8 protein-coding genes are annotated in these 14,636 nt (G+C 57.8%); 5 read left to right on the top strand and 3 right to left on the bottom strand.

All coding sequences use genetic code 11. The annotated features are described in order from the left end of the window. Positions 1–1,047: DcaP family trimeric outer membrane transporter (locus Q674_RS36910; protein ID WP_031210363.1), on the top strand; the 1,047-nt coding region annotated here is incomplete at its 5' end. A gap of 456 nt (positions 1,048–1,503) precedes the next feature. Here the strand turns inward: Q674_RS36910 and Q674_RS36905 are convergent. Then, positions 1,504–2,685 carry an acyl-CoA dehydrogenase gene (locus tag Q674_RS36905; protein ID WP_011786734.1) on the bottom strand — a complete coding sequence of 394 codons (1,182 nt, stop codon included), beginning with the start codon at positions 2,683–2,685 and terminating at the stop codon, positions 1,504–1,506. Positions 2,686–2,875: 190 nt separating this feature from the next. Here Q674_RS36905 and Q674_RS36900 point away from each other — a divergent pair, with 190 nt between their 5' ends. Genes Q674_RS36900 through Q674_RS36885 form a run of 4 tightly spaced genes read left to right on the top strand, consistent with a single transcriptional unit; the run spans position 2,876 to position 10,121 of the window. After that, positions 2,876–6,805, top strand: coding sequence for a hypothetical protein (locus Q674_RS36900; RefSeq protein WP_011786735.1), 3,930 nt, complete (start codon positions 2,876–2,878; stop codon positions 6,803–6,805). Continuing rightward, the gene (locus Q674_RS36895) at positions 6,802–7,899 is read left to right on the top strand and encodes a hypothetical protein (protein WP_011786736.1); all 1,098 of its coding nucleotides are present in this window, start codon (positions 6,802–6,804) and stop codon (positions 7,897–7,899) included. Before Q674_RS36900 ends, Q674_RS36895 begins: the two co-directional genes overlap by 4 nt. 19 nt (positions 7,900–7,918) lie before the next feature. Then, positions 7,919–9,016 carry a hypothetical protein gene (locus tag Q674_RS36890; protein ID WP_011786737.1) on the top strand — a complete coding sequence of 366 codons (1,098 nt, stop codon included), beginning with the start codon at positions 7,919–7,921 and terminating at the stop codon, positions 9,014–9,016. Positions 9,017–9,035: 19 nt separating this feature from the next. After that, the gene (locus tag Q674_RS36885) at positions 9,036–10,121 is read left to right on the top strand and encodes a hypothetical protein (RefSeq protein WP_011786738.1); all 1,086 of its coding nucleotides are present in this window, start codon (positions 9,036–9,038) and stop codon (positions 10,119–10,121) included. A gap of 166 nt (positions 10,122–10,287) precedes the next feature. Here the strand turns inward: Q674_RS36885 and aceF are convergent, their stop codons facing one another. Then, positions 10,288–11,946, bottom strand: a complete 1,659-nt coding sequence (gene aceF / locus Q674_RS36880; RefSeq protein WP_011786739.1) for a dihydrolipoyllysine-residue acetyltransferase — start codon at positions 11,944–11,946, stop codon at positions 10,288–10,290. A gap of 10 nt (positions 11,947–11,956) precedes the next feature. Beyond that, positions 11,957–14,620 (bottom strand): pyruvate dehydrogenase (acetyl-transferring), homodimeric type, encoded by a 2,664-nt coding sequence (aceE, locus tag Q674_RS36875; RefSeq protein ID WP_011786740.1) that lies wholly within the window; start codon positions 14,618–14,620, stop codon positions 11,957–11,959. Between the last annotated feature and the right edge of the window lie 16 nt (positions 14,621–14,636).

Raw genomic sequence — 14,636 nt, 5'->3', positions numbered from 1 at the left:
CTTTTGTTAAGGGACACTAGCCTCTACGGCTATGTGCGCATGAATGCCAGCTATGACATGGATGCTGACATTGCTGATAGCAGTCAGTCAGGCTCCTTCGGCAATCTCGCCAGCTCAAACGATGAAATTGACGGGCACTTCGGCGCCTCTGCCCAACAGTCGCGCTTCGGCTTTACTGCCACACACTCAGAGGGCGTAAAAGTAAACGTTGAGGGCGATTTTTACGGTGGCGACTTCCGTCTTCGTCACGCCTACGGTCAGTATGAAAACTGGTTGATCGGTCAAACCTGGTCAAACTACAACTCTTTCGTCGGCAATACTTCAGTCCTGGACTTTACCGGCCAGGCAGGTTGGGCCGGTTATCAACTCCGGAGCGTTCAGGCTCGTTACACCAGCGGCCCCTTCTCGTTCTCTGTTGAAGAAAATAAGGGTTCGATCTACGCATGGGACGCTGCCGAAAGCGAGCGGTCAACACTGAGCTCTGCAAAAGATAGCATGCCAACCTTTACGGTTCGGATGGAGGATTCAGCCGGCGCTGTGTCCTACTCGGCTGCGGCGCTGATGAAACAGGTTAGCTATGACGATGGCAGCGACGACGACTCAGCCATCGGCTTTGCCGCATTTGGTGCACTTAAGTTCCAGCTGACCGACATGGTTACAGTTCAGGGTGCGCTTAACTATGGTAATGGCGCAAACAGCTACGTCTACCTGTCGGGCGCTAACGACGCCTACCTCGATGGCGACAGCCTCGAAACCATCACAACTTACGGTGGCTCAATCGGGGCCGGAATCAGCCTGGGTGGCGGCAGAAGCATCAATCTCGGCTACGGCATGACCAAAGCTGACTGGGATGATGCCGAAGACGACAACATCGCTGGCGTGGCCAATGCCCAAGAGACCAACCAGAACGTGTTCCTGAACTACCAGTGGACTCCGGTGAAGAACACCATGATGGGCGTTGAATACGGCTACTGGGACACAGAAAATGTGGATGGCGACAGCAAAGACGCCAACCGCATCATGTTCGCAGCACAGTACAACTTCTGATCCTTCCTATCAGAAGTTAACTCAGAATTACCCCGGCTCCGGCCGGGGTAATTCGTTCCAGGATGGTGCGCCGGCACCATTCCAGTACACGTCACTGTATCCAGCCTTAAAACCAATCGTCCCTCACTCCGTTCTTTCATAGACTTACGTTAATACCCGAGATTTGGCACGGCCAATGCAAAAGCTTGGATACGCTGGCGACAGCGAACTCGCATTCCCATCGCAACGACGTGAGGTAACGCCATGAAACTCGCCAAAGACCAAAACCTGTTGTTCGAACTGACCCAACCGGCAGAAGCCTGGGCCATGCAGGATCTGCACGATTATTTCGACTGGATGTTCTTTGCCAACTGACGCGCTTTCAGTCTGACTGTTGTTTCGATCAGACTGAACTCCAGCCATAAAAAAACGGGCTGCCCCACAGAAGGACAGCCCGTTTCAGCATTACACCAGCCTTCAGAAGAAAGCTTGGATCCCGGTCTGTGCCCGCCCCAGAATCAGGGCATGGACATCGTGGGTGCCTTCATATGTGTTCACCACTTCCAGGTTCACCAGGTGGCGCGCCACGCCGAATTCGTCGCTGATGCCGTTACCACCAAGCATGTCCCGGGCGAGCCTGGCCACATCCAGAGCCTTGCCGCAGGAGTTGCGTTTCATGATGGAGGTAATTTCCACCGCCGCAGTGCCCTCATCTTTCATTCTGCCTAGACGCAGGCAGCCTTGCAGGGCCAGTGAGATCTCGGTCTGCATGTCCGCCAGTTTTTTCTGGATCAGCTGATTGGCTGCCAGGGGCCGGCCGAACTGTTGGCGGTCCAGCACGTATTGTCGGGCGGTGTGCCAGCAATCCTCGGCTGCACCCAGGGCGCCCCAGGAAATACCATAGCGGGCGGAATTCAGGCAGGTGAACGGCCCCTTCAGCCCACGCACATTCGGGAAGGCATTTTCCTCTGGCACAAACACGCCATCCATCACAATTTCGCCGGTGATGGAGGCCCGCAGGCCTACCTTGCCATGAATCGCTGGGGCACTCAGGCCTTCCCAGCCCTTCTCCAGTACGAAACCACGGATTGCGCCATCGTCGTCCTTGGCCCACACCACAAACACGTCGGCAATGGGGCTGTTGGTGATCCACATCTTGCTGCCGGTCAGGCGATAGCCACCTTCCACCTTGCGGGCACGGGTGATCATTGAGCCTGGATCAGAGCCGTGATTAGGCTCGGTCAGGCCAAAGCAGCCGATCCACTCACCAGAAGCGAGTTTGGGCAGGTATTTCTGGCGGGTTTCTTCGTTGCCGAATTCGTAGATGGGCACCATCACCAGGGAGGACTGCACACTCATCATGGAACGATAGCCGGAATCCACCCGCTCCACTTCCCGGGCAATCAGGCCATAGCAAACGTAGTTCAGACCACTGCCGCCATACTGTTCAGGAATGGTGCAACCCAGCAGGCCGGTCTCACCCATTCCCCGGAAGATTTCCGGATCCGTCTGTTCATTGCGAAACGCGTCCAGAACCCGAGGCCGCAACTTGCTCTCGGCAAACTGGCGGGCGCTGTCCCGCACCATGCGTTCTTCTTCGGTCAGTTGCTGGTCCAAAAGCAGGGGGTCTTCCCAGTTGAAACTTGCTTTGTTAGCCATCGGTAATACCGCTTTAACGCTGTTGTCACGCCCACTATCGCTTTAGCCCGGCCCGGTTTCAAGCTACCGAAACGCATCACACATTCCGGCACTGACAGGCACAGCAATGTGACATCACAATCCGGGCCATATAAAATTTCGAAGCATTGAAGCAAGAAGCTTCTCTCAGCCATTGATAAGGAATGTCACCATGAGCAATCTGGCCCACAGCCGCCTTTCAGACGGCCCTCCCTGCACCTTCTGTGATTTCATCGTCGCTGTGCTTGGCAGCAAGCACAGCCAGGAGCAACGCCCGGTGGTTTTTCAGACGGCAGAAGCCCCGTTCCCCGGGGTTGAACGGCGCCTGCCGGATGGTATCCAGAAAAGTTATCTGCGCGAGGTCAGCAATGCGGAATCCGCCCTGCACATCTGGCCCTGGCGCAACCAGCCCGCCAGCCGGGCGGTGCTGGAAGTGGATGCAGAATCCGGCGCGCCGATTCACCTTCCGCTCACGGATGCTCCGGCGCCCGAAAGCATCCATTCCGAAACCACCGCCAACATCCTGATGCCCACCGTGCCCATGGCCTGGGTGCGGGGAATGAATCACGAAGGCAAGCACCTGACCTGGCCGGCTCTCGCCCGCCCCGGGTTTCTGTATCTTTTCCGCAACGGCACGCTCTGGCGAGAGCTGCAAATCGCCTGGGAAGGCAACCGGCCGCAATTCCGCGACGTAAGGCTCGCGGACCATCGCACGGAAGACGGACAATTTACCGAAGACCGTCGCCCCGCCGTGGGCAAACCGCTGGCCGATGTGTGGGTACCCGTGCGCCTTGACGGCCAGGACCAATCTCTTGAAGCCGCCTTCAGCGAATCTCCCCTCTCTGCGGCACGGCTGAATTGCCTGCAGAGCGATTCCGGGCTTCGACATTACCGGTGCAGCCAGTTCCGGGACCTTTACCCCGCCGACCAACCCCAGATGGGCTTTGCCCGCTGGCCAGATGCCGCTAAACGAACCGTATTCCGATTAGACAAAGTTGAAGCACAAAGGCCCAGGGCACCCGCCAAAGAATGGCAGTTTGAGCGGCCCTGGGAGTACCTGGCCGATACCACCGGAACCTACGCCGGCAAAGCACTGGATATGGCGGCTAGCCTTTATGAAGAGTGGAATGCCGGTGAGCGCACCGAGCCCCTGGCCCCCTTCGAACACCCCGAGCCGGCTGCGCTCGGCATTGCGATTCAAAAAGATCTGGACCGCGCTAGCGAAACCCCAGCGAAGCGGCCATTCAGCTACGATGAGTGGCGAACCAGCGATTGCCAGACAGACGCCCTTGAGGATTTGAGAAACCGGGGCGTTTGCGGCCTGCGCATTGAAGATCATTTTTACGAGATGCGGCACCAGCAAGCACGCATCAACACGGCGCGCCACCTGCTGGCACTGTGTGCCGAAAAAGCCCGTAAAAATCCGCAACTGGAAAACGCCCTCCTGGTAAACCAGATCATCCTGCCGGGCCGGATCGGTCGCCAGAAGAACCCGCTGGCCAAATACAGCCTGGCGCTGCCCTCCAGTGGCCGGCAAAAGATTCGCCGGATACTGATGACCGAAGAGCGCACCCTGGGCCAACACTACCTGACCCTGGCCCAGGCCGAACTGCTGCAATGCCTGAAACGCCAGCCCTATCAACAAGCCCTGGCGGACCTGTTCAGCACCGAAGGTTTCGACTATGCCGGTGCTTTCCGTTGCGCCGGGCATTTTATCAGCGACACCCTGGAGCCCGCCTGCAAGCAGGACCCACTGGACCCGGAACACAGCCAGCCCAGCCCGGACAGCGACGGGAAGGCCTGGGTAAGGTCGCTTTGTACCGAACAGGCCGCCGCCAGTGCCTCGCGAGAAGAAGTCTCTCTCGCCCGCATGTTGTGGCCGCAAACCACACCAGACAGCCAAACCGAACCTTACCAGCACCCGGAAACGCCCGAACCCAACGATGGCACGGGTGTATTCCGGGGCGCCGCCCTCGCCGCCCTGGAAACGCTGGATTTGCCGGAGGATTTGAGCGAAATACTGACGGTGGAAGGACTGCGTTTAGCTGATGACATTCAAAGCGGCGCACTGACCACACTGATGCTCGCGGGCATGAACTCCGGCATGAAGGCATTGGACAGCTCGCACAGTGAATTACACCAGTCCATCCGTTCCGCCATGGCCGCGCTGGAGAACAACGACAGACAACTCCAGAACCTGACTGACGAACAAACCCGCCTGGCCCAGCGCCGCGCAGCCCTGAAAGCCGAACACGACGCGGCCAGCCGCGAATGGATGAATCGCAACAGCGACCAAGCATTCAGGAAAGAACAGGCCGCCGCCAAAGCCCTCAAAGACTTCGATGACGCCAGTGCCCGGTTGGAAAAGCAACACGCCCAAACCCGGCAGGCTATCCAGCAGCGCCTGATGGCCCAGCGCATTGCCGCCATGGCGAACCCGATGGAAGGTATACGCCGCGCCATGCCTGAACTGTTACCCGATTTGAGGCAAATGCCCCTGAGCGACGCCATTGCCCAAGGCAAATACGTACTCGGCCTGGAAGACCTGGGGCCAGATGGCGCACGCTATAACCCGGAAACACCCGCCGCAGGCAAGGCCCTGGTTTGGGTTCTGAGCCGGGACAAGCCCACCACCCAGGCTATCCAGGCACTGACTCGGGCCGAGAATCAGCTGACCCTGGCACGCCGGGCCCTGGCCGAAGCCAATGGCAACCACGAAGAACTCAGGGCGAAGTTGCAGGCGACCCAGAGCCGTTACAATCAGGTGGTCGACGAACTGAAACAGACCGGCGGCCAAATTCGGGATATCAATGCGGAGATTCGCAAGCTGGAGGGCGAAGCGAAGGCGCACCGGGTGGACCTCAACGCTGCCGAGCGAAGCCGGTTGCACCGGGTGCTGAATACACCGGCATTGCCGTTGGTGGTGCTGGCTATAGAGGCGGTTAATGTGGCGAATGCGTTTGATACGTTTAACGAAACCACAAGAACACGAGGGCTTAGCCGAGCGGTAACGGGGTCCGGCACATCTCTATTTGGTGCGGCCCTCGCTAGTATTCTGTTGGCAGAGAGGTTTGCGAATGAAGCCCTCAAGCGAAGCATCGCTGCCGCTCTCAGCTATGAGTTCGAGCACCAAGCTGCCACCGCTATCGCCCAATTCTTCGGCGCAAAAGCGCTGACCGTAAAAATGCTGCTCGGCGGTATTGGAGGGTTGGCCCTCACAGGCGTCAGTCTGTCTGACACCATTTATGCAATAAATACAGGCGATCAGGCAGCACTCGGGCATGGCATTGTTACTGTAGGGGGAGTTGCAACAACGCTATCAGCGATGATTCCAGCCCAACTCACTCTGCTAGGCATGGGCCCTCTGGGCTGGGCCGGCCTCTGCCTGATCCTCGGGGGTGCGGCACTTGTTGCACTCTACGAAGACGAACCGATAGAGAACTGGCTGAAGAATGGTCCTTTCGGCGAACACGACGGACTGCCGCATCTGCAAGGCGACAACAACGCACTGGAAGCCTGGTACCGGCTGGTGTACTTGCTCTCTCAGGTGCGAGTAACCCTATCCCCGATTCCGGAAATTACCCGCGTAGCGCTGAAACGCCAGGGGTTGGACAATCATGATCTTGCCCAGGCAACACACCTCATCCGCCTGGAAACCAATTTACCGGGCTTGACCGGCTTCACGGAACAACAAATGACGTTCAAGCTTCAACTGCTCAGCCACCGAGTTAAGCAAGACAGTAACCACTCGGTTCCATTGGCCCCTCAGCAAGTTCCAGACACCGAAATGCAAAGCTACATTCTCCGGGAGGGCGTCACGCCGGATGGTTACGAATACATCGTCAGAACACCCTCCCCCCATACGGAAACGACCAAATTCCTTGGCATACCGCTCAGCACTCACAATGTGAGCTATACCTGGCAACCAAAAGCCCAAATCCGTGTGGAAACGGGCATCCGGGAACTCGCGTTCCCCGCACCGCCACCCAAGGATTCAACTATTTTCGACGCCAGAGACAATGAGCATACGGAGCAGGACTTCAGCGACAAAAATCAGCTTTTCTGGATCAATGAATTCAGCAACTCGGGAGCCACGGGATGACAACCGATAAACCTTCATCGGGATATTACGGCCCGAAGGCCTACGATTCCGAACACCTCCCCCAACAAAAGCGCCCGGCACCGGGCGCCAACCCGGCACTGCCCTGGTTTAACCAAAAAGCCGACCGGAAACTGCCTTGGGGGCACACAGAGGATGTCGTGCCACAGATCATTCGACGGCGAAATCGTCCCGAAGTGCTCCGGCAGTTCGAGAAAAACCCGACCCCGTTCGGAGACCTTCAGAGCCATCAGCGCATTGACCATGAATGCTATCGCCATGCTACGGCGGCACTAAGAACCCGTATCCTTCTATTTTTTAGCGCGTTTGGTCACCCTATACTTATCGGTATTGTTTCAATTCCGATGCTCATTGCCGTCGCAATTGCCTATTACCACAAACCCAGCAGCACGGATCACGTTGACTATTTCATAGAGATCCTATGGGCGCTTTCTTGGGTATTTGTTCCCCTTATCGCCTGCAATCTCATCCCCACCGCCCTGTTCAAACTCTTCCCCCGGCAGCTCATCAAGCCGGACAAGGGCCCGCTGTGGGAACTCAATCGCCGCACCGGCCTGGTAACGGTGTTTCACTACGATAAAAAAGGCACCTGGGGCAAAACCGGCCAGCCAGAAGAAGAGTCAGCGCCGTTTTACGAATTCGACGCCTATACCTCCAACGAATTGATCCACGGCGGTGGGGTGGTGCACACCCTGTACCTGGCCCACCGGTACCGCAACATCCTGATCCCCATCGGCACCCTGATCGGCAAAACCAACCCCGAGGAGTGCTACGCCCTGTGGGACATGTTCCAGAACTTCATGGACACCAGCCGGCCGCTGCCGGACATTCCCCTGTGGGAAGAGCATCGCGCCAATGACCCGGTTACCGCCGAACACGACCGACGAACCAATCGCCCGCCCCGTTACTGGCGGGACATGGACAACGACACCTGGAAACAGAAAAACGACGAGATGGCGCTGCAGGTGCTGCGGCTGAACACCCCAGGGCGGCTGGATATCATGAGGAATAGTTGGGCGTACTCACCAAGGCCTCGGCGACAGCGGCCCGTTACTTCAAGGCAGGCCACTGAGTGAACGTATTGGTAACCACGGCATGACAACCGATAAACCTGCATCGGGATACTACGGCCCGGAAGCCTATCACTCCGAACACCTCCCCCAGCAAAAGCGCCCGGCACCGGGCGCCAACCCGGCACTGCCCTGGTTTAACCAAAAAGCCGACCGGAAGCTGCCCTGGGGGCACACAGAGGATGTGGCCCCTCAGTCTTATCGTGCGGATTATTCCCCAACGACGCTCAGACGCTTCGAGAAGGAACCGAACAATTTCGCTAACGTTGATTTCCACCAGCGTATTGACCACGAGCGCTATCGCCATGCCAAAGCAGCTTTACGGACTCAGATTCTTTTGTTTTTGAGTGGTTTCGGTAACCCAATAATCATTGGTTTCGTAGCCATACCCATGCTCTTCACTTTGGGAGTTTATTACTACGATAAGCCGGAAAGTGTGGGCCATCTTGATTATCTAGCGGACTGGGCCTATTTCGCCGCATGGGTATTTGGCCCCCTTTTCGCCTGCAACCTCATCCCCACCGCCCTGTTCAAACTCTTCCCCCGGCAGCTCATCAAGCCGGACAAGGGCCCGCTGTGGGAACTCAATCGCCGCACCGGCCTGGTAACGGTGTTTCACTACGATAAAAAAGGCACCTGGGGCCAAACCGGCCAGCCGGAAGAAGAAACCGCCCCGTTTTACGAGTTCGATGCCTACACCTCTAACGAACTGATCCACGGCGGCGGGGTGGTGCATACCCTGTACCTGGCCCACCGGTACCGCAACATCCTGATCCCCATCGGCACCCTCATCGGCAAAACCAACCCCGAGGAGTGCTACGCCCTTTGGGACATGTTCCAGAACTTCATGGACACCAGCCGGCCACTGCCGGACATTCCCCTCTGGGAAGAACATCGCGCCAATGACCCGATCACCGCCGAACACGACCGACGAACAAACCGGCCACCCCGTTACTGGCGGGATATGGATAACGAAACCTGGAAACAGAAAAACGACGAGATGGCGCTTCAGGTGCTGCGGCTGAACACCCCGGGGCGGCTGGATATTATGCGGAACAGTTGGACCTACTCACCGAGGCCCAGGCCCCGGAAGCCCCTTGCCTCACGGCAGGCCACTGAGTGAACGTTTTGGGAACCACGGGATGACAACGGATAAACCTGCATCGGGATACTACGGCCCGAAAGCCTACAATTCCGAACAGCTTCCCCAGCAAAAGCGTCCGGCACCGGGTGCTAATCCGGCGCTGCCCTGGTTTAACCAAAAAGCCGATCGGAAGCTGCCTTGGGGGCACACAGAGGATGTGGCCCCTCAGTCTTATCGGACGGATTATTCCCCATCAACACTCAGACGTTTCGAAAAGGAGCCGAATCATTTCGCCAACATTGATTTCCATCAGCGCATTGACCACGAGCGCTATCGTCATGCCACAGCAGCATTAAGAACACGCATCCTTTTGTTTTTCAATGCGTTTGGCAATCCAATAATTATGGCATTCATTGCCTTCCCCATGCTTTTCACGTTTTTAACCAATTGGTATCACCAACCCTCTGGAACTGGCTTTATCGATGCAATCGTCGATTTTTCACCCTTTGTCGCCCTTGTCTACGCGCCCTTTATCGCCTGCAACCTCATCCCCACCGCCCTGTTCAAACTCTTCCCCCGGCAGCTCATCAAGCCGGACAAGGGCCCGCTGTGGGAACTCAATCGCCGCACCGGCCTGGTGACGGTGTTTCACTACGATAAAAAAGGCACCTGGGGCCAAATCGGCCAGCCAGAAGAAGAGTCCGCCCCGTTTTACGAGTTCGATGCCTACACCTCCAACGAACTGATCCACGGCGGCGGGGTGGTGCACACCCTGTACCTGGCCCACCGGTACCGCAACATCCTGATCCCCATCGGCACCCTGATCGGCAAAACCAACCCCGAGGAATGCTATGCCCTGTGGGACATGTTCCAGAACTTCATGGATACCAGCCGCCCCCTGCCGGACATTCCCCTCTGGGAAGAACACCGCCCCAACGACCCCGTCACCGCCGAACACGACCGGCGAACAAACCGCCCACCCCGTTACTGGCGGGACATGGATAACGACACCTGGAAACAGAAAAACGACGAGATGGCACTTCAGGTGCTGCGGCTGAACACCCCGGGGCGGCTGGATATCATGAGGAATAGTTGGGCACACTCACCAAGGAGACGCCGGCAACGTATGGCTTCAGCAGAGTAGATACCTTACGCCAGCCATAAACGGCGGCCGACAGGGGCATCCGTCGGAGGCCGAAAGTCAGAACGAGCCTGATGCAGCAAATTGGTAGAGATTTGGCCAGACTCAACGCAAAACCGAGAAAGCCGCCCAGCAACTAAAAAGCTACGGAGCGGCCCTCGACTCAGGACTACAGCAACAAGGTCCGAATATCCCCCAGCAGCTGCGTCAGCAGGTTGGTAAACCGGGCCGCATCTGCCCCGTTCACCGCACGGTGGTCGTAAGACAGCGACAGCGGAAGCATCAGCCGCGGCTGGAACTCCTTGCCGTCCCACACCGGCTTCATAGAAGCCTTGGAGACACCCAGGATCGCCACTTCCGGCGTGTTCACAATCGGTGTGAACGCGGTGCCACCAATACCGCCCAGGCTGGTGATGGTAAAGCAGGCGCCCTGCATTTCTGCCGGCTTCAGCTGCTTGTCCCTCGCCTTCTGGGCCAGCTCGGCGCTTTCTGCCGCCAGCTCCCACAGGCCTTTCTGGTCGACATCCCGGATCACCGGAACCATCAGGCCATGAGGCGTATCCACCGCAATGCCGATGTGGATGTACTTCTTGCGCACCACCTCTTTGCGCTCCATGTCCAGGGACACGTTGAACTGAGGCAGTTCCGCCAGTGCCGCCGCGCAGGCCTTGAGCAGGAACGGCAGCGGGGTCATTTTCACGCCACGCTTTTCGCCGGCCGCTTTCTGGCCCTTGCGGAAGGCTTCCATTTCGGTGATGTCGGCATCGTCGAACTGGGTTACGTGGGGCACGTTCAGCCAACTGCGCTGCATGTTGGTGGCCGTGGCCGCCATCATGCGGGACATGCCTTCACGCTCGATCTCACCAAACTGGCTGAAGTCCGGCAGCTTCACGCCCGGAATGCCAGAGCCAGTGGCTACGCCACTGCCCTGCTGGGACTGCTGCAACTGGCTCTTCACGTAGGCGTGCACATCGTCTTTCACGATCCGGCCTTTTGGGCCTGAACCTTTCACGCGCGTGAGGTCTGCCCCCAGTTCCCGGGCCAGTTTACGCACGGCCGGACCGGCGTGCACCTTGGTGCCAGGTGACGGTGGCTCGTAGGTAGAGCCCTGCGGCTGAGGCTCGGATTCCTGTTTGCCCTGGGGTTTCTCCGGTTTACTTTCCTGGCTGTCTGCCTGGGCGCTGTCACCGGAATCTGCCGATTCGTCCTCGTCGTCACCATCGTCTTCGATGGTCATTTCCAGGAGGTCTGAACCTTCGGAGAGCTTGTCGCCTTCCTTCACCAGAATCTTGCCGATCTTGCCCGCGTAGGGCGATGGAATTTCCATGGTGGCCTTGTCGGACTCCACTGTTACCAGCGGGTCTTCCTCGCCAACCGTATCGCCTTCAGCCACGTTGATTTCAATCACCGGCACATCTTCAAAGCCATCCAGCGAAGGCACTTTCACCACTTCGGTGCGAGAGCCACCAGACTTCTTCTTTTTCGGAGCCGACTTGGTGTCTTCCGATTTGGCCTCAGATGGCGCCTCGGTTTTTTCCTCGGCCTGTTCCGACTTGTCATCCCCGGCATCGTCCGAGCCCCCAGCATCACCGCTGGCGGCCAGCATGCCGATCACGTCGCCCTCTTTCACCTTGTCACCCACCTTGACGGTGATTTTGGTGATCTTGCCGGCGGCGGGGGCCGGCAGTTCTACCGAGGCTTTGTCGGATTCCACGGTCAGAATCGGATCTTCTTCCTCTACCGAATCCCCTTCACTGACGATGATTTCGATGATCTCGACTTCATCAGCACCGCCGAGATCGGGAACCTTGATTTCCTGTTCACTCATGGCGGTCTCCTTAGCTCAGCACCGGGTTCGGTTTGTTGCGATCGATTCCGTACTTGCGCATGGCTTCGAGAACCTGCTCCTGTTTGATCTCACCATCTTTAGCCAGGGCGGCCAGTGCAGTCACTGCCACATAGTAACGATCCACCTCGAAGAAGTTACGGAGCTTCTCACGGGTATCGCTGCGGCCGAAACCGTCGGTGCCCAGGGTCATGTAGGTTTTCGGGATGAATGCCCGCAACTGCTCGGAGTGCAGTTTGATGTAGTCGGTAGACGACACCACAGGGCCCTGAGCCTTTTCCAGGCACTGCGTGACGTAGGCCTTGCGCGGCTTGTCATCCGGGTGCAGGTGGTTCCAGCGTTCCACATGCTGGCCATCACGGGCCAGTTCGTTGAAGCTGGTGACACTCCAGACATCCGAGGCCACACCCCAGTCGTCCTTCAGCATCTGCGCCGCGGCACGGACCTCGTTCATGATCGCGCCGGAGCCCAGCAGCTGAACCCGCGGGCTCTTCTTGCGGCCCTTGGTTTCCACCGACTCGAACTTGTACATACCCTTGATGATGCCGTCTTCAGAGTCTTTCGGCATCGCCGGCTGTTCGTAGTTCTCGTTTTCGATGGTCAGGTAGTAGAAGACGTTCTGGTTGTCTTCAAACATCTCCTTCATACCATGACGGATCACCACGGCCATCTCGTAGCCGTAAGCCGGGTCGTAGGCCTTACAGTTGGGAATGGTGTTGGCCAGAATGTGGCTGTGGCCGTCCTGGTGCTGCAAGCCCTCACCGTTCAGAGTAGTCCGGCCGGCAGTGCCGCCGATCAGGAAGCCGCGGGCCTGCATGTCGCCCGAGGCCCAGGCCAGGTCTCCTACCCGCTGGAAGCCGAACATGGAGTAGAACACGTAGAACGGAATCAGCGGGAAACTGTTGGTACTGTATGACGTAGCCGCCGCCATCCAGGTGGACATGGCACCGTCTTCATTGATGCCTTCCTGCAGGATCTGCCCCTTCTTGTCTTCCCGGTAGTACATGATCTGGTCACGATCCTGAGGCACGTACTTCTGGCCTTCCGCCGTGTAGATACCCAACTGACGGAACATGCCTTCCATACCGAAAGTACGGGCTTCGTCCGGCACGATAGGCACGACGCGCTTGCCGATGCGCTTGTCTTTGACCAGGGCACTCAGAATGCGGACAAAGGCCATGGTAGTGGAGATCTCACGGCCGTCAGACCCTTCCAGCACCTGCTTGAAGATATCCAGTTCGGGAATCTGCAGCGGCTGGCAATCCTTGTTGCGCTTGGGATAGAAACCACCCAGCTCCTGCCGGCGCTTCTTCATATAGACCAGCTCCGGGCTGTCCGGCGCCGGACGGTAATAAGGTACGTCTTCCAGTTCTTCGTCTTTCAGCGGCACACCGAAACGATCCCGGAACGCTTTCAGGGTATCGATGTCCAGCTTCTTCAAAGAGTGCGCGGTGTTCTGGGCTTCGCCCGCCGCACCAAAACCATAGCCCTTGATGGTGTGGGCAAGAATCACGGTCGGCTTGCCGTTGGCCTGGTTCACGGCCTTGTGATAAGCCGCGTAGACCTTGTAAGGGTCGTGGCCGCCGCGGTTCAGCTTGCTGATATCCTCGTCCGACAGGTTTTCCGCCAGCTTGGCCAGCTCCGGATGCTTGCCGAAGAATTCCTTGCGGGTATAGGCGGGGCCCTTGAACGTCAGGTTCTGAAGTTCGCCATCGCAAAGCTCGTCCATGGCCCGTTGCATCACGCCGTCTTCGTCTTTGTCGAACAGCGGATCCCACATGCGGCCCCAGACCACCTTGATAACGTTCCAACCAGCGCCACGGAACACACCTTCCAGCTCCTGTACGATCTTGCCGTTACCCCGAACCGGGCCATCCAGGCGCTGCAGGTTGCAGTTGACCACCCAGATCAGGTTATCCAGTTTCTCGCGGCCCGCCTTGGAGATGGAGCCCAGAGTTTCCGGTTCGTCGCACTCGCCGTCACCGACAAACGCCCACACTTTGCGGCCGTCCATGTCGATCAGCTCGCGACTGTGCAGGTACTTCATTACGTGGGCCTGGTAGATGGACTGAATTGGCCCAAGTCCCATGGAAACCGTCGGGAACTGCCAGTAATCCGGCATCAGCCAGGGGTGTGGATAAGAAGACAGGCCTTCGCCATCGACTTCTTCGCGATACTTGTCCAGTTGCTCTTCGCTGAAGCGACCTTCCAGGAAGGAACGGGCATAGATGCCCGGCGACGCGTGGCCCTGGAAATACACCAGGTCTGAAGCACGGTCCTCACCACCGCCATGAAAGAAATAGTTGAAGCCCACATCGTACAGAGTGGCTGCTGAGGAGAAAGTGGAAATGTGGCCACCAAGGTCACCCGGGCGCTTGTTGGCACGCACCACCATGGCCATGGCGTTCCATCGAATCAACGAGCGAATGCGACGTTCCATGAACAGATCGCCCGGCATGCGAGATTCCTGGGTCACAGGGATGCTGTTACGGAATGGCGTGGTTATGGAATAAGGCAGTTCAGTGCCATCGCGGCTGGCTCGCTCGGAAAGCCGTTCAAGAATGTATTTGGCACGGTCTACGCCTTCGTTCTCGATCAGAGATTCCAGCGCATCCAGCCATTCACTGGTTTCAATGGGATCATCATCCTGGTACATCAAACCCTCCCCTTGG

This window comes from Marinobacter sp. EVN1 (assembly GCF_000475375.1).
Taxonomy (GTDB): Bacteria; Pseudomonadota; Gammaproteobacteria; order Pseudomonadales; family Oleiphilaceae; genus Marinobacter; species Marinobacter nauticus.
This window is presented reverse-complemented; position numbering and strand designations above follow the sequence as displayed.